This window comes from Oceanibium sediminis, assembly GCF_003265325.1.
In the GTDB taxonomy this organism is placed as follows: domain Bacteria; phylum Pseudomonadota; class Alphaproteobacteria; order Rhodobacterales; family Rhodobacteraceae; genus Halovulum; species Halovulum sediminis.
Genome location: NZ_QGNX01000002.1, coordinates 12,593 through 38,821 on the forward strand (window position 1 = coordinate 12,593; position 26,229 = coordinate 38,821).

At 66.6% G+C, this 26,229-nt stretch carries 21 protein-coding genes; 4 read left to right on the plus strand and 17 right to left on the minus strand.

The window, feature by feature from the left end; all coding sequences use genetic code 11:
* Positions 1 to 7: 7 nt before the first annotated feature.
* The 7 genes from DJ029_RS05520 to DJ029_RS05550 form a co-directional block, all read right to left on the minus strand.
* The gene (locus DJ029_RS05520; RefSeq protein WP_112321374.1) at positions 8 to 853 is read right to left on the minus strand and encodes an MBL fold metallo-hydrolase; all 846 of its coding nucleotides are present in this window, start codon (positions 851 to 853) and stop codon (positions 8 to 10) included.
* 128 nt (positions 854 to 981) lie between these two features.
* Entirely contained in the window at positions 982 to 1,305 is a 324-nt protein-coding gene (locus tag DJ029_RS05525; RefSeq protein ID WP_112321375.1) for a DUF3775 domain-containing protein, read from the minus strand.
* 94 nt (positions 1,306 to 1,399) lie between these two features.
* The gene (locus tag DJ029_RS05530; RefSeq protein WP_112321376.1) at positions 1,400 to 2,578 is read right to left on the minus strand and encodes an aminotransferase class I/II-fold pyridoxal phosphate-dependent enzyme; all 1,179 of its coding nucleotides are present in this window, start codon (positions 2,576 to 2,578) and stop codon (positions 1,400 to 1,402) included.
* 99 nt (positions 2,579 to 2,677) lie between these two features.
* A complete protein-coding gene (locus DJ029_RS05535) occupies positions 2,678 to 3,637 on the minus strand; it encodes an ABC transporter ATP-binding protein (protein ID WP_112321377.1) in 960 nt (319 codons plus the stop codon).
* Positions 3,634 to 5,517, minus strand: a complete 1,884-nt coding sequence (locus tag DJ029_RS05540) for a dipeptide/oligopeptide/nickel ABC transporter permease/ATP-binding protein (RefSeq protein ID WP_198671065.1) — start codon at positions 5,515 to 5,517, stop codon at positions 3,634 to 3,636. The genes DJ029_RS05535 and DJ029_RS05540 overlap by 4 nt, the downstream gene beginning before the upstream one ends.
* Positions 5,514 to 6,461 carry an ABC transporter permease gene (locus DJ029_RS05545; protein WP_112321977.1) on the minus strand — a complete coding sequence of 316 codons (948 nt, stop codon included), beginning with the start codon at positions 6,459 to 6,461 and terminating at the stop codon, positions 5,514 to 5,516. Before DJ029_RS05545 ends, DJ029_RS05540 begins: the two co-directional genes overlap by 4 nt.
* Before the next feature lie 61 nt (positions 6,462 to 6,522).
* Positions 6,523 to 8,100: an ABC transporter substrate-binding protein gene (locus tag DJ029_RS05550; protein ID WP_112321378.1), complete on the minus strand. Its 1,578-nt coding sequence runs from the start codon at positions 8,098 to 8,100 to the stop codon at positions 6,523 to 6,525.
* A gap of 104 nt (positions 8,101 to 8,204) precedes the next feature.
* On the opposite strand from DJ029_RS05550, the gene DJ029_RS05555 reads away from it, so the two are divergent.
* Positions 8,205 to 8,876 (plus strand): DUF1028 domain-containing protein, encoded by a 672-nt coding sequence (locus DJ029_RS05555; RefSeq protein WP_112321379.1) that lies wholly within the window; start codon positions 8,205 to 8,207, stop codon positions 8,874 to 8,876.
* On the opposite strand, the gene DJ029_RS05560 is transcribed toward DJ029_RS05555, so the two are convergent.
* On the minus strand, positions 8,877 to 9,644 hold the full coding sequence (locus tag DJ029_RS05560; protein ID WP_112321380.1) for a FadR/GntR family transcriptional regulator: 768 nt from the start codon (positions 9,642 to 9,644) through the stop codon (positions 8,877 to 8,879). It abuts the gene before it with no gap.
* Positions 9,645 to 9,687: 43 nt separating this feature from the next.
* Between DJ029_RS05560 and DJ029_RS05565 the strand changes: the two genes are divergently transcribed.
* Positions 9,688 to 10,959 (plus strand): M20 family metallo-hydrolase, encoded by a 1,272-nt coding sequence (locus tag DJ029_RS05565; protein ID WP_232822990.1) that lies wholly within the window; start codon positions 9,688 to 9,690, stop codon positions 10,957 to 10,959.
* 9 nt (positions 10,960 to 10,968) lie between these two features.
* On the opposite strand, the gene DJ029_RS05570 is transcribed toward DJ029_RS05565, so the two are convergent.
* The 5 genes from DJ029_RS05570 to DJ029_RS05590 form a co-directional block, all read right to left on the minus strand.
* Positions 10,969 to 12,027 carry an ABC transporter ATP-binding protein gene (locus DJ029_RS05570; protein WP_112321381.1) on the minus strand — a complete coding sequence of 353 codons (1,059 nt, stop codon included), beginning with the start codon at positions 12,025 to 12,027 and terminating at the stop codon, positions 10,969 to 10,971.
* Positions 12,028 to 13,131, minus strand: coding sequence for a glycoside hydrolase 5 family protein (locus DJ029_RS05575; RefSeq protein ID WP_112321382.1), 1,104 nt, complete (start codon positions 13,129 to 13,131; stop codon positions 12,028 to 12,030).
* A gap of 71 nt (positions 13,132 to 13,202) precedes the next feature.
* Entirely contained in the window at positions 13,203 to 14,477 is a 1,275-nt protein-coding gene (locus DJ029_RS05580) for an extracellular solute-binding protein (protein WP_112321383.1), read from the minus strand.
* Between the two features lie 25 nt (positions 14,478 to 14,502).
* Positions 14,503 to 15,336, minus strand: a complete 834-nt coding sequence (locus tag DJ029_RS05585) for a carbohydrate ABC transporter permease (RefSeq protein ID WP_112321384.1) — start codon at positions 15,334 to 15,336, stop codon at positions 14,503 to 14,505.
* A gap of 1 nt (position 15,337) precedes the next feature.
* Positions 15,338 to 16,423 carry a carbohydrate ABC transporter permease gene (locus DJ029_RS05590; protein WP_198671066.1) on the minus strand — a complete coding sequence of 362 codons (1,086 nt, stop codon included), beginning with the start codon at positions 16,421 to 16,423 and terminating at the stop codon, positions 15,338 to 15,340.
* An 85-nt stretch (positions 16,424 to 16,508) separates the two neighbouring features.
* On the opposite strand from DJ029_RS05590, the gene DJ029_RS05595 reads away from it, so the two are divergent.
* On the plus strand, positions 16,509 to 17,540 hold the full coding sequence (locus tag DJ029_RS05595) for a LacI family DNA-binding transcriptional regulator (RefSeq protein WP_112321385.1): 1,032 nt from the start codon (positions 16,509 to 16,511) through the stop codon (positions 17,538 to 17,540).
* 176 nt (positions 17,541 to 17,716) lie between these two features.
* Here DJ029_RS05595 and DJ029_RS05600 read toward each other — a convergent pair whose 3' ends face one another.
* Positions 17,717 to 19,030, minus strand: coding sequence for a glycosyltransferase (locus tag DJ029_RS05600; RefSeq protein WP_112321386.1), 1,314 nt, complete (start codon positions 19,028 to 19,030; stop codon positions 17,717 to 17,719).
* A complete protein-coding gene (locus DJ029_RS05605; RefSeq protein WP_112321387.1) occupies positions 19,027 to 20,607 on the minus strand; it encodes a hypothetical protein in 1,581 nt (526 codons plus the stop codon). Before DJ029_RS05605 ends, DJ029_RS05600 begins: the two co-directional genes overlap by 4 nt.
* A gap of 152 nt (positions 20,608 to 20,759) precedes the next feature.
* On the opposite strand from DJ029_RS05605, the gene bglA reads away from it, so the two are divergent.
* Positions 20,760 to 22,403, plus strand: a complete 1,644-nt coding sequence (gene bglA / locus DJ029_RS05610) for a beta-galactosidase BglA (protein ID WP_112321388.1) — start codon at positions 20,760 to 20,762, stop codon at positions 22,401 to 22,403.
* Positions 22,404 to 22,496: 93 nt separating this feature from the next.
* Here bglA and DJ029_RS05615 read toward each other — a convergent pair whose 3' ends face one another.
* Together DJ029_RS05615 and glgX are read right to left on the minus strand one after the other, a co-directional pair.
* Positions 22,497 to 24,128, minus strand: coding sequence for an alpha-D-glucose phosphate-specific phosphoglucomutase (locus DJ029_RS05615; protein ID WP_112321389.1), 1,632 nt, complete (start codon positions 24,126 to 24,128; stop codon positions 22,497 to 22,499).
* 23 nt (positions 24,129 to 24,151) lie between these two features.
* Complete coding sequence (glgX, locus tag DJ029_RS05620) at positions 24,152 to 26,224, minus strand: glycogen debranching protein GlgX (RefSeq protein WP_112321390.1); 2,073 nt, start codon at positions 26,222 to 26,224, stop codon at positions 24,152 to 24,154.
* Positions 26,225 to 26,229 lie beyond the last annotated feature (5 nt).

The window sequence follows — 26,229 nt, forward strand, 5'->3', positions numbered from 1 at the left end:
GGGCGGCTCACGCCTCTCTCCAGCCAAAGCCCGCGCTATTTCCGGTGACGTATCCGATCGAGGGCAAGGGAAAGTGGCTTCCGATCAGCCGCACCGGCGTCTCGCAGACCAGCTCCAGCAGCGCGCGGCGGCTTTTCTCGGCCTGTGCCCCGTCCAGGTCATAGACGAAATGCCAGTCCGGGCGCAGGCATTGAACGGGGCTGTGAATTGCGTCGCCCGAAATGATGACCGACCCTTCGGGGGACGACACCCTGACGGACATGTGGCCCGGCGTGTGGCCGGGCGTCGGAATCAGCGACACGGCATCGCCGAGGCAGTGGTCGGCGGACACCAGCTCGGCCTGCCCGGCCGCGATCACCGGCAGGATGCTTTCCTGGTAGAAGGTGTCGGGGTCGGCGCCGTAATGGGCGTGGTCTTCCTTCGGGAAGATGTACTTCGCATTCGGAAACGTCGGGACCCAACGCCCATCTTCCAGCCGTGTGTTCCAGCCGACGTGATCCAGGTGCAGATGCGTGCACATGACGTAATCGACGTCTTCCGGCGTGACACCGACCGCCTGCAAGCCGGCCATGAACCTGCCGTCGGAGCGTTTGTTCCACAGCTTCACGCGGCAGGTCTTGTCGTTGCCCACGCAGGCGTCGATCAGGATATTGTGGCGCCCGGTCTTCAGCAGGAACCCCTGGATCGGGATCAGGACCTTCCCCGTCCTCGGGCAGAGCTGGCGCGGCACTTCCCGGCGCAAGAATTCGAGGGCGTCTTCCCCCATGCCGGGAAAGAACTTGTGGGGCTCCAGGAAAGGGTCAATGCTTTCCAGGATCCGCCAGATTTCCACGTCGCCCAATCTCAGGAACATACGCCTTCCTTCCTGCCCGCCAGGACCGCGCCGATACCGGGGGCCGGGATGCCCCCTTGTCCGCCTCGAAACATCGCCGCCGGGGCGCAGAGCCATGTCAGGAAACCGGAAGAAGCGCCGCCGATGCGTCAGCGGTCGCGGAAATGATGCTCGGCGTCGGAAACGTTGATCCCCAGCGCTTCCAGACCGGATTCCAGGTTATCGGGCAGTTCGGGAATCCCCGAAAGGTAGTCCGCCGTGGGCGCCGTCGCCTCGGCCTGCGCCGTTTCAAAGGCCCCGTCCCAGTCATCGGCGTCGAAGCTGCCGCGTCCGATCCACATGATCGCCACGAGGCTGCACGCCTCGTCTTCGTTCAACCCGGAAATGTAGTCGTGCAGCAAACGGCTTTCGGGACCGTATTCCCGGGCGAGGAATATGACCCGCACGACCTTGTTTGTGCTGATATCCGGCACTCGGATCCGCCCCTGCTTCAAACTTCGCCTGAGGTCACTCAACCGCGCCGCGCCGCGCTTGGCAAGCAGAATTCAGACGCGCGCCGCGCCGATCCTAGGCGTGTTGCGCGGCCGCCTGCAGGGCCGGCAAGGCGCCTTCGATCATGTCGTCGGTGGCCGTCAGGCATATCCGAAAGTCCGTGGGCCGGTCGAACACGGAGCCCGGCATCACGTAGACGCCGCTCTGTTGTAGCCGGGTCGTGAAGGCGTCGCCGTCGCCCCCCGGCGCCTGCCCCCAGAGGTAGAAGGTTCCCTCGGGCCGGGTCATCTCGTAGCCCCATTGCGTCAGCGCGCCAAGCATGCGTTCACGGCGGCGCGCAATGGCGGCGATGTCGATGCTGACACTCTCCAAATCCGGCAGCGCATAGATCAGCGGCGCATCAGGGACGTTCCAGCCATCCGCCATCTGCACCGCGAAGAACAGCTGGCGAAGCTCTTTCCGCTCGGCGGCGGGCAGTCCGGGGTTGATCGCGAGGTAGCCAAGGCGCAGACCCGGGGCGAGCATGATTTTCCCGTAGGAATAGTCGATAAGCGTATGCGGATAGACCACCGCCGGTGTCGTGAAGCCGATGCCGTCGAAGCGGATCCGGCGATAGGGTTCGTCGGACAGGATCCAGACGCGGTGCCCGATCTCGGCGGACTTCGCCTCCAGCAGATCGGCGAGGCCCTGCAACTCGGCGCGGGAATAGATCCGGCCCGTCGGGTTGTGCGGGGTGTTGACCACCACGATGCGCGTGCGCGGCGTGATGGCGTCGGCAATCGCCTCAAGGTCGAGGTCGAAGGTGCCAGGCGCAAGCGGCACCTGCACTTCCGCCGCTGCGGCAGCGGCCAGCATGGGGCCGTAGCAGAACCAGCCCGGCAGCGGCACGATGCATTCGTCCCCCGGCTCCAGCAGCATCGTGAAAGCCATCTTGATCGCGCCAAAAGCGCCCTTGGTCAGGGCGATGTCCTCTCGCTCGAAGGGCAGCCCCAATTCCCCGGTCAGGACATCAGCGAGGAACGTGCAGGCCTCCGCCTCGTTGGTCTTGTAGGCGTACCAGTCGACGCTTTTCGGGTCGGCGTGCGTCTTCACGGCGTTTACCAGTCCCGGCAGCGGCATTTCCTGCGGATTGCCGAAGGTGAAATCGGCGACCGCGGGCGTCTTCTCCACGGCGGCCCGGTAGGACATGAAGAAGGATTCGACCTTCTGGATCGATTGCGCGGCAGCACGGGCACGGGCGGAGACAACGGACATGGAACACTCCTTCGAACTGGGAACAGGCCGCGGCGCGCAACCCTAGCACGGCGGGCGCGCTGCTCAAAACACTCCGGCGCCCCCGGCAGGCGCGGCGCGTCAGTCCCCGAGCGGGTGGAAGCAGGCAGCCTCGGACGCGTCGCCGAGGGGTTCGAGCACCGGCGTCTCCACACGGCAACGTTCCGTTGCGCGGGGGCAACGCGCCGCGAAGGCGCAGCCCGGCGGCGGGTTCAGCGGGTCGGGCAGTTCCGTCCCCGCCGCCTCGGGCGCGGCAAGGGGGCGGCCGACGACCGGGGCGCTTTCCGCCAGCAGCTTCGTGTAGGGATGGCGCGGGTTGGCGAACACCTCCTCCGCCGGGCCGAGTTCCACCACCGAACCGAAATAGAGCACGGCGATGCGATCGCTGACCGCTTCCACCACGGCAAGGTCGTGGCTGATGAACAGGTACGTCAGATCAAACTTGGTGCGCAGATCCGCCAGCAGGTTCAGCACCTGCGCCTGCACCGAGACGTCCAGCGCGGACACCGGCTCATCCAGGATCAGGATCCGGGCATTCGCGGCAAGCGCGCGCGCGATGCCGATCCGCTGGGCCTGCCCGCCGGAAAACTCGTGGGGGTAGCGGTCCAGGAACTCTTCGCGCAGGTTCACGCTGTCGAAGATCTCGGAAATGCGGGTGCGCCGTTGTGCCGCCGGCATGCGGTGCAGGCGCTTCAGCGGCGCCTCCATGACCTGGCGGATCGTCTTGCGCGGGTTCAGCGAGGAAATCGGGTCCTGGAACACGTACTGGATCCGCTTGCCGAACTCCGCCGGGTCGGCGTTGTCGAGCGCGTCGCCCTCGATCTCGATCGTGCCGGTGGTCGGCTCCAGCAGGCCGACGAGCATCCGGGCCAGCGTTGACTTGCCACAGCCGGATTCGCCGACGATGCCCAGCGTCTCGCCCTGGCGCACCGACAGCGTGACCGGGTGAACCGCCTTGACGGAGCCGGTGGAGCGGCCAAGCAACGTCCGCCCGACGGGGAAAGTCTTGGACAGGTCGGTGAGTTTCAGCGCCTCGGTCATTCCGCCGCCTCGCGTGCTTTTTCTTCAGGATAGAGGCAGCGGACCGCCCGCGCCCCGGACCGGACGAGCGGGATGTCGCCCTGCCGGCAATCGTCCTGCACCTTCAGGCACCTGTCCGCGAAGGCGCAGCCCTGCGGCAGCCGATCCACCACCGGGGGCAGCCCGGCAATCGCCTCAAGCCGGCGCTTGCCGCCGCCGAGTTCCGGCACGCAGGCCATGAGGCGCGCGGTATAGGGATGGCGCGGCGTGTCGAGGATGTCGGTGGTGCGCCCCTCCTCGACGATTCGGCCCGCGTACATCACCGCGACACGGTCGCAAAGCTGTGCCACGACGCCGAAGTCATGGGTGATGAAGATGATCGCCAACCCGCGTGAGCGGCGCAGGTCGTCCAGGATCGTCAGCACCTGCGCCTGGACAGTCACGTCAAGGGCGGTGGTCGGCTCATCGGCGATGATGATGTCGGGATCGTTCGCCAGCGCCATGGCGATGCCGACGCGCTGGCGCATGCCGCCCGACATCTCGTGCGGGTAGTCGGTGATGCGTTTGGCGGCATTGGGGATGCGCACGGCGTCCAGAAGCTCGACCGCCTTGGCGCGCCCCGCCTCCTTGCCGATGGGGCGGTGGGCGCGGATCGCCTCGATCAGCTGGTCGCCGACGCGGTAGAGCGGGTGCAGCGTGGCGAGCGGGTCCTGGAAGATGTAGGACACGTTGCGCCCACGCATGTCCCGAAGGCGGCGGTAGGGCGCGCCGATCAGGTCCTCTCCGTCGTAGTGCGCCGCACCGCCGGTGATGACGCCCGGCGGGGAGGAAACAAGCCCCATGATCGACAGGGCGGTCACCGATTTGCCCGAGCCGCTTTCCCCGATGATGCCAAGGCATTCGCCCTTCTCGACATGCAGGTCCACGCCGCCGACGGCGCGGTAGATGCGGTCCTTGACGTGGAACTGGGTCTCAAGCGCCTGGACTTCCAGCAGGCCTTTGCCGGTGGGCGCGGGAACGGGCCCTGCCCGCTTGACCTGCGTGGCCGCCATCGGCCGGGACAGGGCCCCGGATTTCAGCCTCGGGTCAAGCGCGTCGCGCACCCCGTCGCCCAGCAGGTTGATGGACATGACGATGACCAGGATCATGATCCCCGGCACGACCGAGGTGTGCGGATTGGTGATCAGCGCCGAGCGCGCCTCGCCCAGCATGGAGCCGAGGTCCGCCTGCGGCGGCTGCGAGCCAAGCCCGAGGAAGCTGAGGCCCGCGGTTTCGAGGATCATCCAGCCGATCGTGGTGGACATGGCGATCACGATGACCGGGATCACGTTCGGCAGGATCTCGGACAGGATGATCCGCGTGTTCGACAGGCCCGCCAGGCGGGCGGCGTCGACGAATTCCTTGTGGGCGATCCCGACAGTGATGCCACGGATGTTGCGCGCGAAAAACGGCACGTTCACCGCGGCCACGGCGATCAGCGCGTTGAACAGCCCCGGCCCCAGCGCGGCGACGATGGCCAGCGCGAGCAGGATATAGGGAAAGGCCATCAACATATCGACGCCGCGCATGATCACATTGTCGGTCCGCCCGCCGTAGTAGCCGGCAATGATGCCGATAGCCGCGCCGATGGTCGCCGCTACGATGGCGGCCGCGAAACCGACGGCCAGCGACAGGCGCGTGCCCCACAACAGCCGTGAGAGCAGGTCCCGCCCCAGATGGTCGGTGCCAAGCAGCGCGCCTTCGGAAAACGGCGGCACGAAGCGGTTCGACGTGTTGGTCACGTCGGGATCGGCCAGCGGCAGCAGCGGCGTGACCAGCGCCAGCAGCACCACAGCCGAAAGCACGATGCCTCCTGCAAGGGCCAGTCGATTGCGGGCCAGAAGCGACAGGAAGGCGATCATGTCTTGATCCTCGGGTCGAGAAGGCTTTGCAGCACGTCGACCGCGATGTTGAACATCACGTAGCACGCTGCGACGAAGACGACGCCCCCCTGCACCAGCAGGATGTCGCGCTTCAGGATAGCGTCCACCAGCATCCGCCCGACGCCGGGCCATTGGAAGACGATCTCGATATAGACCGCGCCGGACAGCACGAAGCCCGCCTGGATGCCGAGGACCGGGATGATCGAGACCATCGCCGCCTTCAGCGCGTGGCGCCAGATCACGCCGCGCTCATGCACGCCCTTGGCGCGGGCGGTGCGGATGAAATCCTGGCGCAGCACCTCCAGCATGGCCGAGCGGGACAGGCGCGCGATGACGCCCGTGGCGACCACCGCAAGGGCAATGGCGGGCATGGTCAGATGCGAGAGCAGCGCCCCGAAATCGCGCGCGCCATAGATCGGCCACATGCCCGACACCGGGAACCAGCGCAGGTTCACCGCGAACAGCAGGATCATCATCATGCCAAGGAAGAAGGACGGCACCGAGATGCCCAGCAGCACCGCGAAGGTAATCGCCTTGTCCGCAAGCCCGTACTGGTTCGCGGCCGAGATCACCCCGGCGATGACCCCGAGCAGCGAACACATCACGAAGGCGGTGCCCGCCAGGACGAGGGTCGCGTTGAACCGCTCCAACACCTCGTCCAGGACCGGGCGGTTCAGCGCGAAGGAGGTGCCGAAATCGCCCTGCAACATGTTGCCGAGCCAGATGAAGTATTGCTGGAACAGGGACTTGTCCAAGCCAAGGTCCCGGTTCAGCCGCGCGACGTTTTCAGGGGTCGCGTAGCTTCCCAGGATCGCCGTCGCCGGATCGCCCGGGATCAGCGCCATGATCAGGAACACGATCACCGTGATGCCCAGCAGCACCGGAATGGCGGACAGTATCCGCTTCAGAATATAGCCGGTCACCTGGCCCTCCCCCGTCGTCGAGCGGATCCGGGCGGGCAATGATGCGCCCGCCCGGAAAAGGTCACTTCTTCACCACGTCTTCAAGCAGCAGGAAGAAGGACGGTTGCAGGGTGAAGTTTTCCACCCGGTCGTTGGTCACCGCGTTCTGCTTCCAGTTCGCAACGAAGACCCAGGGCGCGTCGTCCTGCACGATGGCCTGCATTTCCTTGTAGAGCCGCGCGCGCTCGTCCTGGTCGGTCGACACGCGGGCCTGCTGGAGCAGTTCATCCACCTCGGGGTTCGAGTAGTAGCCCGAGTTGAAGCCCCCCTCCTGCGGCCAGGCTTCGGTGCGCAGGGCAAGGAAGGGCAGCGTGTCCGGATCGTTTGTCATCCAGGCCATTTCCGCCATGTCCGCCTTGCCTTCGAGCCCGGGGTTCACCTCACCCAGGAAGGTGTTCCACTCGTAGGTTTCGATCTTCACGTTGAGCCCGACAGCCTGAAGATCGGCCTGGATCGCCGTGCCCATCGCGATCGGGTCCAACATGCCCGAGCCGCCCTCGGTGACGTAGAAGGTCAGTTCGGCCCCCTCGGCGCCGGCCTCGGCGATCAGTTCGCGGGCCTTTTCGGGATCGTAGGGATAGGGCTCCAACTCTTCGTTGTAGGCCCAGGAAAACGCGGGCGGGGTCGGCCCGGCTGCGACTTCGGCGGTGCCTTCCAGCACTTCGTTCACCAGCGCTTCCTTGTTGATCGCGTAGTTGGCGGCCTGGCGCACGCGCTTGTCGGTGAACGGCCCCTCTTTCGCGTTCAGGATCAGGAACCAGACGTGCGGGCCGGCCTGTTCGACGATGTTGTAGCCCTCGCCCTGGAACTCGGACAGGGCCACGGGCGGCACTTCGACCATAACGTCGATGCCCCCGGCCAGCATTTCCGCCGTGCGGGTGTTGGCGTCGGTGATCGGGCGATAGACCACCGCTTCAAGCTCGGGCGCGCCGTTCCAGTAGTCGGGGTTGGATTCGACCACGACGGCTTCATTCGAGCGCCATTCGACGAAGCGGAACGGGCCGGTTCCCGACGGCTGGCGCCCGAAATCCGCGCCGCGTTCCTCCACCGCCGCCTTGGAGACGATCAGACCCGGCGTATAGGCCAGGTTCGACAGGAAGGGCGCGTAGGAGGAGGTGAGCGTGAACTTGATCGTCAGATCGTCGATCACCTCGATATCCTCGACGGCCGAGAAGTAGAACGACAGCGGGAACGGCCCGGTATCGTAGTAGGGATGGTTCTCATCCAGCATCCGGTCGAAGTTGAACTTCACCGCCTCCGCGTTGAACGGGCTGCCGTCGTGGAACGTCACCCCCTCGCGCAGGGTGAAGGTGTACTCGGTGCCGTCCTCGCTGATGTCCCATCCGGTCGCCAGCGACGGCTCCACCTCAAGCGTGCCGTCCTTGTAGCGCACGAGTCCCTCGTACACGTTGAACAGAATCCTGAAATCATTGACGGCGGTGACGGTATCGGGGTCCAGCGACTTCGGCTCGGCGATCTGACCGACGATCAGAACCCCCGGCGGGGTCTGGGCCTGGCTTGCCGCGCCTGTTCCCAGTGCCAGGACCAGCGCGGAGCCTGCGGCCATCAGGCCGCGGCGGGTGACGTGAAAGAGCGACATGGGTTTTTCCTCGTCTGTTGCATCATTGGTAATTTATCATGATAAATTGCATGAGGCCAAATTCTCATGATAAATTCAAGCCTGAGACGCTGCGGAGACCCCGGATGACGATTTCGATCCTTGCTTTCGATGAAAAATTGGGCGCTTACGGCGGCGCTGCGACCACCGGCAGCCTGTGCGTGGGGGGCTGGGTGCTGCGCGGGGATGCCGAATCAGGGCTTTCCGCGTCCCAGGGATCGCTTGCCAGCACGCTTTGGGGCACCCAGACCCTCGACAGGATGCGCAGCGGTACTGCCGCCCCGGACGCGGTGGCCGAGGTGGTCGGCAAGGACGCGGGGCGCGCGGAACGCCAACTCGCCGCGCTCGACACGTCGGGGCGCACCGGGCATTTCACGGGCGCGAACAGCATCCCCGTGGCCGGGGGGCGCCGCGCGCGTCACGTCGTTGTTACCGGCAACCTGCTTGCGTCCGAGGCGGTGCTCGACGCCTGCATCGACGGGTTCCTGAACGCGGGCGGCACGCTCGATTCGCGGCTGTTGGCCGCCCTCAACGCCGCGGCGGGGGCCGGGGGCGACAGCCGCGGGCTGCTGTCGGCGGCGCTGCTGGTGGTCAGCCGCGCGCAACCGCCGCTGACCCTGCGGATCGATCATCACGAGGCCCCGCTCGACGCGCTGGCCGATCTGCACCGCGCCGCCACCACCGGCGCCTACGCCGAATGGACCCGGCACGTCCCGACGCTGGACGAGCCGGAGCGCGCGACGCCCTACCCGTCGTGACTATTCCGCGATGAAGCGCTTCATCACCTCCGCCTCCTGATCCTCCATCAGCCTGCGCGCCATAAGCATGTGGCTGCGCATTACCTCGCGGGCCCGGTCGGAATCCCCGTGCCGCAGGGCCGCGATCAGGTCGATCTGATGCGCCCGCCCGCGTTGCCACAGGTCGTGGTTCGGCGTCGTGTAAAGACGCTTGTAGACCGTCAGGTCGGTCAGGATCTGCGCCATGAAAGCGATGAAATAACCGAGCAGCGTGTTCTGCCCGAAATCCGACAACCGCGCGTGAAACCGTAGCGAGGCGACATGCTGGCGGCGCTCCTCCTCCGCGTCCGTAGCGGGCACGGCGTATTCCTCCATGATCGCCTCAAGCTCTCCCAGCTGGGCCTCGGTCAGCGTGCCCGCCAGCCTAGCGGCGAGTTCGGGCTCAAGCGCGACCCTGACTTCATAGATGTCGTCGATCGTCACGTCGCGAAAGTAGAAGTAGTTCGCCAGCAAGGCGTTCGCCCGCTCGCGCGAGACTTCGCCGACGAAGCTACCGCCGCCGGGGCCCGTCTTCGTCTCTACCAGCCCTTGGGCCTGTAACAGGCGCATCGCCTCGCGGATCGTGCCCTTCGACATGCCGAAGCGCGCGATCAGCTCCGCCTCTCCGGGCAAGCGGTCGCCGGGCTGCAAGCCCTGCTCGACCACCCAGTCCTTGATCGCGTCGGCCACCCTGAGCGGGCGGGAGCGGCGCGCCCGCGGTTGGCTGGCATTCGTGGGGGCTGAGGTCATGCGGAAGGTCTCGTTTTTCCTGGTGCGGTACGGTATAGGTGCATTGGAACTTATTTATCATGATAAATTCAAGGCCCAGATGACCTATGGAGAGATAGCAGCGACCCGCCTGCGCGACATTGCCACGGCGTCAGTCACGACGGAAGGCGTCACGCGCCTGCCCTGGAGCAGCGAACACCGCACCGCGCTGGCGCAGATCACCACCTGGATGGAGGACGCGGGCCTTTCCGTATCGCTCGATGCGGCGGGCACGCTCTGCGGAAAAAGCCCGAACCCCACCGGCAAGCCTGCCCTGCTGATCGGATCGCACCAGGACAGCGTGCCATCCGGCGGCGCGTTCGACGGGATCATGGGCGTCGCCCTCGGCTGCCTCGCCGCGAAGGCGCTGCGGGATGAGCTGGACGACTTTCCCTTCGCGCTGGAAGTGCTCGCCTTCGCCGACGAGGAAGGCGTGCGCTTTCCGACGGCGCTTGTCGGGCCGCGCGCGCTGGCAGGCACGCTCGACCCCATGGTGCTCGACATGCGGGACCGGGACGGGGTTTCAATGCGGGACGCGATGGCGCGGTTCGGCATCGACACCGACGCCACCCCGGCCACCCACCGCGCGCCCGGTACGGTCGCCGGGTATATCGAAGCGCATATCGAGCAGGGCCCGGTTCTTGAAAAGCACGACCTGCCCGTCGCCGCCGTCAGCGCGATCTGCGGCATCTCCCGTCACGAGGTGCGGATCACGGGCGAAACGGGCCACGCCGGGACGGTGCCCATGGCGGGGCGGCGCGATGCACTGGTGGCGGCGGCGCGCATCGTGGCCGGCATCAGCGACGCGGCGGGCCGGGCGGGCGAGTTGCGCGCGACGGTGGGCGACCTCTCGGTCCGGCCCGGGGCGGTGAACGCGATCCCCGCCGAGGTGACCTTTCCCCTGGAAGTCCGCGCGCCGGACGACGCCGCGCGCATGGCCTTCGAGGCGGAGACCCTCGCCAAGGCCAGCAATATCTGCGCGGCCGCTGGCTGCCGGATCTCGGCCAGCCGCACCTATGTCCAACCCGCGGTGATCTGCGATCCGGCCATGACACGGGCCTTCGAGCGTGCGATCGGCGAAGGCGGAACGAAGGTGCTGACGATCCCCTCGGGGGCGACGCATGACGCCTCGGCCATGGCGGACCTCTGCCCCGTCTCGATGCTGTTCATCCGCTGCCGCGACGGGGTCAGCCACCGGCCGGACGAGTTCGCCTCCGCCGCGGACATGGACGTCGGGATCTCGGTGATGATCGGGGCGATCCGCAACCTTGCGCAAGGCCTGCCCAAGGGGCGCTGAGGACGCGGGCTACCTGATCCGCGCCTCGGTGTCCTTGTCGAACAGGTACAGGCGATGCGGTTCCATCCGCAGGCCGACCGTGTCGCCCATGGTGCTCCGCTCGTCGCCGCGCTCTTCCACGATCAGCTTTTCGCCGGTCCCGGCGGTGAGGTAGGTGTAGCTGACACCGCCCAGCGCCTCGGTCAGTTCCACGGTGAACCCGTCGCCCGAGCGATCGATCACCGCGTGTTCGGGGCGAATGCCCAACGTCACCGCGGTGCCATCCGCGGGCAGCGCCACCTCGGGGCGGACGGGACCGCCGAAGGCGGGCACATGGACCGCGCCGTTTTCGACACGGCCGCCGACGAAGTTCATCGCGGGCGAGCCGATGAAGCCCGCAACGAAACGGTTGTCCGGGTCCCGGTACAAGTCCAGCGGTGCGCCGACCTGTTCGATCCGGCCAAGCCGCAGCACGACGATCTTGTCCGCCAGCGTCATCGCCTCCACCTGGTCGTGGGTGACGTAGATCATCGTCGCCCCGATTTCCTTGTGCAGGCGGCTGATTTCCACCCGCATCTCGACGCGCAACTCCGCGTCCAGGTTCGAGAGCGGCTCATCGAAGAGGAACACCTCGGGTCCGCGCACGATGGCGCGCCCGATGGCGACCCGCTGACGCTGCCCGCCCGACAAGGCGGCGGGCTTGCGCTCAAGGTAGTCGTCCAGCTTCAGGATACGGCTGGCTTCCGCCGTCTTCTGGCGGATCTCGGCCGCCGGGTGGCCGGTCATCTTCAGCCCGAAGCCCATGTTCTGCTCGACCGTCATGTGCGGATAAAGCGCGTAGGTCTGGAACACCATCGCAACACCGCGCTCGGCCGGATCGACGCGCGTCACGTCGCGTGGGCCGATCTGGATCTTGCCGCTGGTCGTCTCCTCCAGCCCCGCGACCATGCGCAGAAGCGTAGACTTGCCACAGCCCGAGGGACCGACGAACACGCAGAACTCGCCATCGTCGATATCGAGGTCCACCCCGTGGATGACCTGGACGTCCCCGTAGCGCTTGATCACGTTGCCGAGTGTAACGCCTGACATCTATTTGCTCCCTGTGTCTGTTCTGTTGGTTTCGCTCTGCGTCAGCGCGAGGATCGTCTCGACCTCTCGCGGGTCGTAGGGGCGGCCGTCCTCGTGCAGAAGGTCGTGGAACCACAGGTCTACCCCCGGCTGGCCGCCGTGGGCGAGGACCAGGTCGTTCGGCCAGGGCAGCCAGGTCTGGGTGCGTCCCTTGACAAGGCCCCACTGGAAACAGCCGACGTTCCGCTCGTGAAACAGTTGCAACTGGTCCGAGATCCGGCTGTCGACCGCCCGCGCCATCCATTCGGTACACAGGATCGGGCGGTCAAGCACTTCAAGATAGTCGATGAACTGCGCGACGCGCGCGCGGTTCCAATAGGCGTGGAAGGTGATGATGTCCGAATGCAGCAAGGCGCTGCGGTCGATCCCGGTCTGATAAGGATGCGCGTCCTCCTGCGGCAGCGGGGTTGTCCAGACCGCCACGCTGAGCGGCGCGGCGGGCGCTTCTGCGCGGGCCCAGGCGAAGCTCTGTTCCATCAGGGTCAGGGCGTGGCGCTCAAGCTCGGGGGAGAACTGGCCATAGCCGGCATTGGCGAAATCCATGCGGTTCCCCGGCTCGTTGTAGAGGTCCCAGAACAGGATCCGTTCATCCGTGCGGAATGTCGCGATCATGTCCCGGACGTAGAGTTCCAACGCCGGACGCAGGCCGGGGTCCAGCACCGCCGCCCGCCCGGGCGAGGCGACGGCGCGGCTGTTGTGCACACCGGGTACCGGGGCAGGCTGGAGGCCCCAGACCGGCTCGTCGCCACCGAAGCCGCAATCGTCGAACAGGCAGGGCACGGTGTCGATCCCCAGGCGGGCCGCGATGCCCATGACCCGGTCCAGCCGGTCGATCAGCCCGTCGCGGTCATGCCGCCAGCCGAGGAACGGCAGGTTGATGCGGATGGCGTTGAAGCCGACCTCCGCCGCCCAGCCCAGTTCCCGCTGGATGCCCTCGGGGTCGAAGCTGTCGGGGTGCCACATCTCGATGAAATTGACGGCGCTTGAGGGAAGATAGTTGCAGCCACAGACCCATTGTCGCGCCTGCCACCAAGCCCTTGCCTCTGCCTCTGTCCAGCGGTCCATGCCGGTCCCCGTCAGGTTGTACTTGATCCGGTTGAATGGCCCCGCCGACAGGTCGGCGGGGTTTTGGCGTGTCAGCGGTCCAGCAGGTCCTGGACTTCCAACTCGGCGTCAGACAGCGCGTCTTCGACCGGCTTGTCGGTCAGCCAGATCGCCTGAAGCTCGCGGTTCAACACATCCTGGATCGCGCCATAGCGCTCGGAAGGCGGTGTATCCTTGGCGATGGCGGCGGTGCCGGTGTATTCGTCACGATGCGGCAGCGACTTGTAGGCATCGCTTTCCACCACCGAGGTCCGCACCGCCATGTGGCCGGTGCGCGCCCAGTCGATGTTGTGATCGTTGATGAAGGCCAGCACCTTCAGCGCGGCCATCTTCGTCTCCCCCTCAAGGGTCGAAGGGATGGCCCAAATGTGGCTGTCCGCCCAGGTCGCTCCGGTGTCGAACAAGGTCGGGAAATCGGCGACGTAGTAGGTGTCGAGCGCGACCTCCTCCTTCGCGGCCTCGGCGGTGTAGAAATCCACCACCCAGGTGCCGTTCACGAGGATCGCCGCTTCGCCGTTCAGGAAGGCCTGCTGGCTGTCGGCGTAGTTCAGCTGCGGATTGGCGAGGCCGGCGTCGAACAACTGGGTGATCGCGGTGACGGCGTTGCGGCCCGCCTCCGTATCGATCGTCGCGGTGCCGTCCTCGGTGAAGATATTGCCGTTCTGCTGCCACATCAGGGCCAGAACCAACCTCACCCCGATGGGAAACTGCGCGAAGTCGGCGGCGAGGTAGTCCTTCCCGGTCGCGTCCTTCACCTGCTGCGCCTGAGCAAGAAGCTCCTCAGGGGAGGATGGCAGGACGGGTTTTCCATCCTCCACCAGCCCCGCCTCGTCCATGATGTCCATGTTGATGTGCCAGAGGTTGGCGTGGAAATCCATCGGCACGCCGTAGACTCCGCCGTTGAAGCTGACCGCGTCCAACGCCGCCGGGGACCAGTCCCCCGGATCAATGCCGACGCTTTCCAGGTCGCCTGAGATCTCGGCCAGCGCGCCAAGGCCGGCGAACTCCGGCACGCGGTGGCGGTGCATGACATGCACATCCGGCGGCGTGCCCCCGGCATAGGCCGCCTTGATCTGGTCGTAGTAGTTGCCCCAGTCCGTGGGCAGGGTTTTGATATCGATCCCGTCAAGCTCGGCGTCCGCGGCGTTGATGATCGACTGGATGATGCAGGCCTCCCCTGTCGAGGTTGTGGTGTCGGTACCCGCGTCCTCGCAAGCGCCGAAAAAGCGGCCCAGCGTGACCTCCTGCGCGAGCGCCCCGGTGGTGAATGTCGCGGCGGCGGCCGCTATCAGAAGCACATGTTTCATTATTTCCTCCCTTTTTTGTGCGAATTCAGCCCTTGGACCCGCCCACGGTCATGGCTTGCACCACGTAGCGCTGGAAGATCAGGAACAGGATGACGACCGGAAGCGAGGCGATGACCCCCGAGGCCATGACGCGGCCCAGCCCTTCCGATTGCGCGAAGTTCGATTGGATCGACGCAAGGCCCAGCGTGATCGTGAAGTATTCCCGCTGCTGCGCGCTGACGAGCGGCCACAGGTAGTCGTTCCACGCGTAAAGGAACGTCAGGATCGCCAGCGTCATCATCGCCGGACGCGCCAGCGGCAACATGACGTACCAGAAGATCTTCAGCCAGCCGACACCGTCAAGGCGGGCCGCCTCCTCGATGTCTTTGGGGATGGCGCGGAAGAACTGCATCATCAAAAAAACGCCGATCGGCACCGCCATGCGCGGCAGGATCAGCGCGTGGTAGGAGTTGTGCCAGCCGAAATCGGCGAACATGGTATAGAGCGGGATGAACACCGCCTGCTCGGGCACCATCAGGCCGACCAGGCAGATAACCGTGATCGTGCGCTTGAACGGGAAGTCCATGCGCGCCAACACATAGCCCGCCGTCGTGGAAACGGCGAGCACGCCCAGCGTCATGCCGACCGCCACGATGACCGAGTTCAGGAACCACCACGGCGTTTGCCCGAAGGAAACAAGCGCGGCGTAATTCTCGGCGGTGAACGGCAGCGGCACCAGCCCGAAGAAGGTGGTCGAGGTGGTGCGCGCCAGTACCTCGTTCGGCTGGAACGACAGGGACACCATCCAGATCGTGGGCACCAGCCACAGGAAGGCGGGCATCGAAAGCCCGAGGATCAGCCAGTAGTAGCCACGGTTCATCCTACTTCTCCCGCCCGACGATGAACTGAATGATCGAGAAGCAGCCCATGATGAGGAAAAGGAACACCGCCATGGCGCTGGCGCGGCCAAGCTCGCTGTCGCGGAAGCCGGTCTGGTAGATGTAGCGCACCAGCACCTGCGTTGTGTCGTTGGGCCCGCCCTGGGTCATCAGGTGCGACTGGCCGAAGACCTGGAAATGCAGGATGATCTGCAACACCACGACCAGCGTGATGGTCCTTTGCAGGTTGGGCAGCGTGACGTACCAGAAGGCTTTAACGCCCTTGGCGTTGTCCAGCGCCGCCGCTTCGTAGATGTCCTTCGAGATGTCCTGAAGCCCGGCGAGGAACAGGATCATCGCGATCCCGAGCGACCACCAGATCGTGGCGATGACGATCGCCGCCATGGCGAATTGCTCATCGGTCAGCCAGTTGATCGGCGTGCCGCCGAATGTCTCGGTGATGTTGGCGATCAGCCCCTGCCGGGGCGAGAACATGATCTGCCAGATCAGCGTGACCACCGTCACCGACAGCACCTGGCTCAGGAAGAACAGGGTGCGCAGGATGCCCATGGCCCGCGTCTCGCGGTTCATCGCGGCGGCCAGCACCAGCGCCGAAAGGGTGACGCCAGGAACCGCAAGCCCCACGAAGACAAGGGTGTTGCCCACCGTCGGCCAGAAGCGCCGGTCGTACCAGCGGCCCTCCTCCCCGGGATGGAACCCTGGCAGCAGCACCAGCAGCGCAGAGATGACACCAAGCGCGATGGCGTTGAAGCGGCTCAGCCGACCCGCCAGCACGAGGGCGACGGAAAGGACGAGCCCGACCAGCCCGGTCCCCTGCCAGAGCGGCGCGGCGAACAGGCCCCACGCGATGTTGCGGCCCCACATGACACGCTCGTAGTTGCGCAGGCCGACGTATTCCTTGGCATCGGGGTTGAAGGCGACGGCCAGCAGGTTCCAGTCGTGCAGGCTGATCCAGAAACCACGGAGGAACGGATAGACGAGGAACAGCGCGTAGGTCAGCAGGAACGGCGTGAGCAACAGCCAGGCAGCCTGCGTCTGGCTCAGCTGTTTTTTCCCCCCAGCGCTCATCTTTCCCCCCTGCAAAACTGCGAATCCGCTTGCGCTAATATTATTAGCAATATTTATTAGCAGCTGGCAAGCCTGCGGGAAACTCATGAAAGTCCAGGGAAATTCCGGGAAATTGCGCGTCACGATGAAGGACGTGGCCGCCGCGGCGGGCGTTTCGCAGTCCACCGTGTCCTTCGTACTGAACGGGATGGAGGACATGCGCATCAGCCATGAGACGCGCAAGAAGGTCCTCGCCGCGGCCGAGGCGGTCGGCTATCGCCCCCGCGGCGCGGGCCGGCCGCCGAAATCGGTCGGCCCCGGCGTGATCGGCCTGATGATCGACGAGATCGCGACAAGCCCCTTCGCCGCGATCTCGATCGAGGGAGTTCAGGAAGAATCCTGGAAAAACAATATGATGTTGGAAATCGTGATGACCGGCGGCGATACCGTCTACGAGGCCGAGATCCTGCGGAAATGGGCCCATGACGGGGCGGTCGGCGTCATCTACGGTTCCATCCTGACGCGCAAGGCGTCGCCGCCGGCCTCCCTCGCCCGGCATCGCGCGGTGCTGTTGAATTGCTACGATGAAAGCGGGCGCTACAGTTCCGTCGTTCCCGCGGAACGGCGCGGGGGCGAGGTGGCGACCGCCGCCCTGATCGCCGAGGGGTATCAGCGCATCGCCTTCATTTCAGGCGAACCATGGATGGAGGCTTCGGATCAGAGGATGGAAGGGTATGAGCGCGCGCTGCGGGCGGCGCGCATCCCCGTCGATCCGTCGCTGATCGTCGCCGGGAACTTCCTTCCCTCCGGCGGGCGGCGGGCGACGCTGGACCTCATGCAGCGGGAGGATCGCCCGGACGCGATCTTCTGCGCCAACGACCTGACGGCCGTGGGTTGCTACGAAGCGCTGAAGGAACTGGGAGAGATGCCGGGCCGCACGGTCGCGGTGATGGGCTACGACGACCAGGAAATCGCGCAACACCTGGCCCCTGCCCTGTCCACGGTGCTTCTGCCGCATCGCGAGATGGGTCAGTGGTGCGTGGAAAAGCTCCTCTCTCCCACGGCTTTCGACGTTCTGTCCGAGCGGCTCATGTGCCCGCTGGTCCTGCGCGACTCCCACAGGCTGCGCGCGGACTGACGCCCGTGGAGGCTGACGGCGGCTGGTTCATGGCATGGCGCCGGTCGACGTCGTGACCGCTGACCGCTGACCGCTGACCGCTGACCGGCCCGTGCGGCGCGCCCCAAAGGGCCACAACCGGAACGGGGCGCACAAGCCTTGGGGCCTTGCCCCGCGCGCCCGTCGGGCCCGAGCGATCAGCGGCTTCCCGCCAGCGCGTCCAGCCGCACCCGTTGCGCGCCTTTGGCACCGGCCACGCCACCACCACGGGGAGCGTCCGCCCGAGCGGCGCCGTCGCACAACGCATCCCACGCGGCGTGATATCCCGCGATATCGAGCGGGGGCTCGATCCGCTTCTTGTGCTCCAGCAGGCGTTTCGCATTGCCCGACACCTCCGCCATCAGGGCCCCCAGCGCATAGGGATCGCCCGGCGGGCATTGCAGGCCGAAGCCTTGCGTCTTTTCCGCCATGCCGCCGATATCGGAGGCGATGACCGGCGTGCGGGCGGCGCGCGCCTCCTGGATGACGACGGGGGCGTTTTCCCACCAGACGGAGGGCACGACCAGCCATCCGACGCGGCTCATCAGCTCCACCGCATCCTCGGGGCGATAGCGGCCGCGGAAACGCACATTGTCGGGAATGACGAGCCCCGGCCACATCCCGCGCGCCTGCTCTTCGCTCACGCCGAACACGTTGAGCGACAGGTCCTGCGCACCGCAGGCGGTCGTGGCCCAGTCGGTCGCGCGCAACAGCACGTCCAGCCCCTTGGTCGGGGTCAGCGTACCGAAGAAGGCGAAACTGCGGGACTTCGTGTCGAGCGTTTCAAGCGTCTCCGCCAGTGGCGCCGGCGATGCGGGCAGGCCGTTTTCAAGAACCGCGATGCGGCCCTGCGGAACGCCCCATTGCTCGAAGCGTTCCCTGAGGAAGTGACTGGGAGAGATGAGCAGGTCGAACTGGTCCAGCACCTCGCGCAGACGCTGTTTCCGCAGCACGAAATCGAAAGGCACATGGGACTCGAAACATCCCGCGCAGGCGATGGGGCTGGCGCCGGAGCATAGCTGGCCGCCCGGTCGGGTGATCATCTGGCCATGGTTCGCGCAGATCGCCGCGTATTCGTGCAGCGTCAGGATCAGTTGCGCATCGGGCCGGGCCGCGCGCAGGCGGCGAATGGTGCCAGCGCCGACGTTCCAGATATGGTGGAAATGATATATGTCCGCGTTCAGCGACAGCAGGAAATCGAGGGTTCGCTGCTCATCTTCAGCCTGGTCGAATTCCATGGAAAAGCCGTCCATCCCGCCGGTCAGCAGAACGTGATCCTGCGCGCCGAGGGTCAGAACGCGCTGCCCGTCGCCGAAGTAGCGCCCGGTCGCCTTAGGGTTGACGGTCATGCCGACGAAATGGCTGCGGATACCCAGCGCGCGCAGGTGGCTGAAATGCCGATGCGCGGCCAGCTCCCCGCCGCCGAGGGTGAATTGCGGATGGGTATGGGCGATGATGGCAACGCGTTTCACGAGGCAATCCTTTCCTGTTGCGCGCGGCTGAGCAACGCGAGGTCAAAGGCATGGGCAAGCGCATCTTCCGCGCCGTCCGGGCCGCGCCCGGCGAAAACCGCCGAGGTGCCCTCTGCACGGAAGCGGACGCGCCCGCCCTCGGCGAGCGCCATCAGCCTGGCGCGCAACTCCCCCTCCATGGTCAGGCAGGGGGAGCCCTGGGCCGAGCCCGGGTGCCCCAGAATCCGCGCTGGGAACACGGCGACAAAAGCGGGGTGCTCGCGCCGGAAAATGTGGGCCAGGGCGGTGTCATCGGCGTCGCCCAGGGGTGTCAGCAAGGGCGCTTCCATCAGCACCTGCGCCTCGGCGTCGCAATCGCCCATGGCTTCGGGCAAGGCGGACCACCCCAGCATCTGAAGCAGCGAGGAGGAGCGCGCGAACAGGACGGGCGTTGCCGTCATGCCCGCCCCCGCGCCATTCGGGCGCGGCGCGGTGCGGATCTCGCCAAGGCGCTCACCGCCCGGATCGCTACGCGCCCCGTCGATCGCGCGGGTCAGCGCCGGGGTGGCCGCGTCGCGCAACAGCGTGACGCTGATCCGCCCCTTGAGGTGCCGTGTGAGGTGGCGCAGCACGTCGCGCAGGTCGCAATCCCGCCCGTTATGGTGCAACAGCACATGCGTCTGCGGCTTGAGCGGCATGGGAAGATGCGCACGCACCTGCGCGTCCGGCCTTGGCAGGACAATATCGGGCAGCAGGGAGCAGCCGGTCTGCGGGGGAACAAAATATTCCTCCAGCTCCATCAGGCGGGCGGCATAGACCCGTTTCTGGCGCGACTCCCCCGCGCCCGCAGCGGCAAGGAACGCCTGCCCGCTGCGCAGGAGCAGAACCGCAAAGGGCGCGGAGCCGGCGCCGGTCCCACGGGGCAAGTGAAGCGGCGCGCAAAGACCATCCGTCCCGGTATAGGCGAAACCACGCCCAACCTCTGCCAGGTCGGTTCGCAGAAGGCTGTTCAACAGGACCGGATGGACCGAGAGCGCTTCGTCCCGCAGCAAAACAAGCGTTGCGGATATCCCGGCGTCGTCACCGCCGAGCGCCCATCCGGCGACCACGCCATGCTCCATTCCCGGGCAGTGGTCGAAACGATCGAAGCCGACAGCCCCCTGCGGGGTTTGCGCGAAATTCCCGAAGCTGCGCAACCGCGGGGCCAGCGCCTGCACGATGCCGGCGGGCAGCGGGTGCGTGGCCCCGTCAGCGCACAAAACCTCCGACAGGACCGCGAGGAAGCTGCCATCCACTGCGCGCGCCACCAGGTCCGCCCAGGCGCCGGTGGCCGGGGCCGCGGGCAAGGCGACACGCCGCTCGCCGAGGCTGAGCGCCGCCGTCTCACCATGGCCGGGAACGGTGTCGAAAATCGCGACGAAGCCGCTGTGGCCGGGGGGAAGGTCGTCCCGCAGATGGAAGCGGTGGCGCAGGGCGCGACGCGACCCGCCCCCCAGGACAAGCCGCAGCGCAGGCTCGGCCCCGGCGGCGCCGTCGTACCAGCCCACGGCCATCATTTGTCCGCCCGGCATCGGCAGAAGGAAATCAATATGGCTCATTGCACGCTCCACTCTCGTCTGCCAGGGACGCTAAACGTAAACCGCTTTATGAAGGATTAAGCGCAACCCGCCAAAAGCCCCGATATTGACAGCCACCCGGCCTGCCCCTAGGCCAGAGAGCCAACAGCGGCAGCAGACAGCAGGCGAAGCAGATGAGCGATAGCCCGGACAAGGATGCGGACTGGTGGCGCGGCGCCGTCATTTACCAGATCTACCCCCGCTCTTTTCAGGACAGCGACGGCGACGGCATGGGTGACCTGCCGGGGATCACGCGGCGGCTGGAACATGTGGCGATGCTCGGGGCGGATGCGATCTGGATCTCGCCGTTCTTCCCCTCGCCCATGAAGGACATGGGCTACGACGTGTCCGACTATACCGGCGTCGACCCGATGTTCGGCAGCTTGCAGGATTTCGACGACCTGGTCGCGCGGGCCCATGCGCTGGGGCTGAAGGTCATGATCGACCAGGTGATGAACCACACCTCGGACCAGCATGCCTGGTTCAGGGAAAGCCGCCTCGGGCGCGAGGGCGACAAGGCGGACTGGTACGTCTGGGCCGACCCGAAGGAGGACGGCAGCGCGCCGAACAACTGGCTGTCGGTCTTCGGCGGCCCGGCCTGGGAATGGGACGGGGTGCGCAAGCAGTACTACCTGCACAATTTTCTCGCCTCGCAGCCGGACCTGAACTTCCACTGCGAAGCGGTGCAGGACGCGATCCTGGAGACGGTGCGCTTCTGGCTGGAGCGCGGCGTTGACGGGTTCCGCCTGGATACGGCGAATTTCTTCTTTCATGACAAGCTCTTGCGCTCGAACCCGCCGGTGGGGGAACAGAAGGGCCCGGCCGGGATCGGGGCCGATGCGCCCGATGTGAACCCCTACGGGATGCAGAGCCACCTTTATTCCAAGTCGCAGCCCGAGAATGTCGCCTGGCTGGAGCGGTTCCGCGCGCTGCTGGACGAATACGACGGGCGCACCTCCGTGGGGGAGGTGGGCGACGCGCGCGCGATCGAGCTGACGGCGGAGTACACCGCCACCGGCAAGCGGCTGCACATGTGCTATACCTTCGACCTGTTGTCCGAGAACTTCTCACCCCATTTCTTCCGCCGCACGGTCAAACGTTTCGAGGAAGTGGTGACGGACGGCTGGGTCTGCTGGGCGTTTTCGAACCACGACGTGGTGCGCCACGCCAGCCGTTTCGCGCCCGATCACCGGGAGGAGGTGGCGAAACTCTCCGCGACACTGCTGCTCAGCCTGCGTGGCTCGGTCTGCCTCTACCAGGGCGAGGAGCTGGGCCTGGGCGAGGCGGAGATCGCCTACGAGGACGTGCAGGACCCCTATGGCCTGCGGTTCTGGCCCGCCTTCAAGGGGCGCGACGGTTGCCGCACGCCCATGGTTTGGGAAGCGGGCGCGGCGCAGGCGGGATTTTCCACCGGCAAGCCCTGGCTGCCGGTTCCCGCAGAGCATCTGCCCCTTGCCGTGGACCGGCAGGCCGGGCGCGCGGGATCGGTGCTGGAACACTACCGCGCGATGCTGGGTCAGCGGCGTCAGAGTGCGGTGCTGCGCAAGGGCGACATCGGTTTCATCGACGCCACGGCGCAGGTTCTGGCGTTCATCCGCGCGCTTGGCGAGGAGCGGGTGTTGCAGGTATTCAACCTGTCGGACCGGCCCGCGCGCTGGAGTGTGCCGGACGGGCTGAGCGTGGCGGGCGACTTCCCGCTGCCGGGCGCGGCGGCGGAGTGGCGGGGGAGCAGTGTGGAGCTGCCCGCCTTCGGGTTCGGCGCCCGGTTGCTCGACTGACCTTGCGGAGCGCGCCGATGCGCGCACGCCCATGAGCCCTTCGGGCGGTTGGGGCGCTGCCCCAAACCCCGGGATATTTCCGGACTTTGGAGGTCAGGTCTTGACGTCCGGGGCATCGCGGCCGGTGTATTCGGCGATATGCGCGATGGCTTCGGCGGCGGCGATGACCTCGGCCAGTGCGGCCTGGGCATCCTCGGCCTGTTTGTCGGGGTCGGGTTCGTAGCGCTCGAGATAGACCCGCAGCGTGGCCCCGACGGTGCCGGTGCCCGACAGGCGCATCACGATGCGGCTGCCGCCTTCGAACAGGATCCGCAGCCCCTGCCCCGCGGCGTATGAGCCGTCGACCGGGTCGGTATAGGCGAATTCATCCGCCGCGCTGACGGTCAGGGGGCCGAAGCTTTTGCCCGGAAGGTCGGGCAGCATGGCGCGCAGGCGGTCGAGCATTTCGTTGGCCCGCCCTGCGTCCACCGCTTCGTAGTCGTGGCGGGAGTAGTAGTTGCGCCCGTATTCGGCCCAGTGTTCCGCGAGCATCCGCGCCACCGGGATCTGCTTGACCGCGAGGATGTTCAGCCAGAGCAGCACGGCCCAGAGCCCATCCTTTTCGCGCACGTGGTCCGAGCCGGTGCCGGCGCTTTCCTCGCCGCAGAGCGTGGCGCGGCCCGCGTCGAGCAGCGAGCCGAAGTACTTCCAGCCCGTCGGGGTCTCGTAACAGGCGATCCCCTTCTTCGCGGCGACCCGGTCCACCGCGGCAGAGGTCGGCATGGAGCGCGCGACACCGGCGAGGCCGGCGCTGTAGCCCGGCGCGAGATGGGCCTGGGCCGCCAGCACGGCGAGGCTGTCGGACGGGGTGACATAGGCGCCGCGCCCGAGGATCATGTTGCGATCCCCGTCCCCGTCGGAGGCGGCGCCGAAATCCGGCGCGTCCTTGCCCATCATGATGTCCATCAACTCCTTCGCCCAGACGGGGTTCGGGTCCGGGTGGCCACCGCCGAAATCCGGGCTGGGCGTGGCGTTCATCACCGTGCCCGCGGGCGCGCCGAGCGTTTCCTCGATGATGCGGCGGGCATAGGGGCCGGTGATGGCGTGCATGGCGTCGAAGCGCATCGTGAACCCGCCGGCGAACAGGCCGGAGATCGCGTCGAAATCGAACAGTTCCGCCATCAGCGCGGCGTAGTCGGTGACCGGGTCCACCACCTCGACCGTCATGCCGCCGAGGTCGTGTTCGCCCAGGGTTTCGAGATCGACGTCATGGGCTTCGAGGATGATGTAGCGCTCGATCGTCCGTGTCGCCTCGAAGATGCGGTTGGTCACCTCTTCGGGGGCAGGGCCGCCGTTGGGGGTGTTGAACTTGATCCCGAAGTCTTCCTCCGGGCCGCCGGGGTTGTGGCTGGCGGACAGGATGATGCCCCCGTCCGTGCCCCGCTTGCGGATCAGGTTGGAGGCGGCGGGCGTGGACAACAGCCCCCCCTGCCCGACGATCATGCGCGCCGCGCCCTGGGCCGCGGCCATGCGCAGGATCACCTGCGCCGCGCGGTCGTTGAAATAGCGCCCGTCGCCGCCGAGGACGAGCGTCTTGCCCGCCACGCCGCCGATTCCGTCGAAGATGCACTGGACGAAGTTTTCCAGGTAGTGCGGTTCCATGAAGGTGCGGGTCTTCTTGCGCAGGCCGGAGGTGCCCGGCTTCTGGCCCTCGATCGGGGTGGTCTGATGGGTGGTGATGGTCATCTGATGCTCCTGCGGATGTCAGGTCAGTCTATGGCGGCAAGGGTCAGGACGACAACGCTGTCGTGCGGCACCGCGACCTCTGCCTTTGTGAGGGTGGTTTCATGGGGCACCGTTGTGAAGCGAAGCGTCCATGTCTTGCCTGGACCGGCATCGGGCAACGTGATCCGCTCCGCCTTGCCGCAGTTGAAGATCAGATAGGCGGCCGCATCCCCCGGTTCATAGGGCGGAGAGCCCGCGGCGATCCGCTTTTCGGCCACCAGCGTATGGAGGGTTTCGTCGCCCCAGGCGGCCTCTGTCATCTCGTGCCCGTCGGGGTGGTGCCAGACCAGGTCGCGCAGGCCGTCGTCGCGGGTTTCCGAGTGCAGGAACCGGCGCTGGCGCAGCACGGGCATGTCCCGGCGCAGGGCGATCAGCTCCCGCACGAAGAACAGGAAATCGGAGTCGGCCCCGGCCCAGGTCACCCAGCCGGTGGGGTTGTCCTGCACGTAGGCGTTGTTGTTGCCGTCCTGGCTGTTGCCAAGCTCGTCCCCCGCCAGCAGCATCGGCGTGCCTTGCGAGAGGAACATCGTCGCCAGCATGTTGCGCCGCCGCCGGTCGCGCGCGGCGATGATGGCGGGATCGTCGCTGGCCCCCTCCACGCCAAGGTTGTCGGAGTGGTTCGCCCCGTGCCCGTCGCGGTTGCCTTCGCCGTTGGCTTCGTTGTGACGCTCGTTGTAGCTGACGACATCCATCAGCGTGAACCCGTCGTGGGCGGTCAGGAAATTCACCGAGGCGTTGGCCGGGCGCCCCGAATGGTCGAAGCGCTCGGCCGAGCCGGCGACGACGCTGGAGAGGTGGCGCACCTGGCCCCCGTCGCCCCGCCAGAACCGGCGCATCGTGTCGCGCGCAACGTCGTTCCACTCGGCGAAGGGGGCGGGAAACTGTCCGAGCTGGTAGCCCCCGGGCCCGATGTCCCAGGGTTCGGCGATCAGCTTCACCGTGGCGAGCAGCGGGTCCTGGCGCAGCGCGTCGAAGAAGCCGGCGTCGGCGCGGAACCCGCCCGCCTCGCGCCCCATGACAGTGCCGAGGTCGAAGCGGAAGCCGTCAACGCCCATGGTTCCGGCCCAGAAACGCAGGCTGTCGAGCACCATGCGGATCACCATCGGATGCGCCGTGTTCAGCGTGTTGCCGGTGCCCGTGTCGTTGATGTAGGAGCGCCCGTCCGCGCCGAGCCGGTAGTAGCTGGCGTTATCCAGCCCGCGAAAGCCGAGCGTCGGGCCGGACCAGTCCCCCTCGCCCGTATGGTTGTAGACGACGTCGAGGATCACCTCGATCCCGGCATCGTGGAGGGCGCGCACCATCTCGCGGAATTCGCGCAGCGGGTCGGTTTGCGCGTAGCGGGCCTCGGGGGCGAAGAAGGTCAGGGTCTGGTAGCCCCAGTAATTCGGCTTGCCCAGCGCCTGCAGGTGCCCGTCATCGACAAAGCCATGAACCGGCAGTAATTCCACCGCCGTGACGCCCAGCGCTTTCAGGTGGTCGATCACCGGCTTCTGGGCCAGGCCGAGGTAGCTTCCGGCATGGTCGATCCCGGGGAACTGCTTTGTCAGCCCCTTGACGTGCGCCTCGTAGATAACGGTTTCTCGCCAGGGCATACGGGGCCGGGGTTCCTCTGCCGGGGGCAGCGGCGGGGTGACCACGGATTTCGGCACATGGGCGGCGCTGTCGCGGCGATCGAAGCTGAGGTCCTGCGCGGGGTGGCCAACGGTATGGCCGAAGATCTCGTCCCGCCAGCCGAGCGCGCCAACGGTGGCCCGCGTGTAGGGGTCGATCAGCAGCTTGTTGGGATTGAAGCGATGCCCCCGAGAGGGCGCGTAGGGTCCATGCACGCGGTAGCCATAGGTCTGACCGGGGCCGAGGGCCGCGACATGCCCGTGCCAGATGTCGCCGGTGCGCTCCGGCAGGGGGATTTGCACGTACTCCTGCCCCTCGGCGTCGAACAGGCACAGCAGGACGCTTTCCGCATGGGCAGAGAAAACGGCGAAGTTCACGCCGCCGTCCAGCACACTCGCGCCAAGCGGGTCCGGGCGGCCCGGTCCGATATCGTGAGCCTTCGTCATGGGGT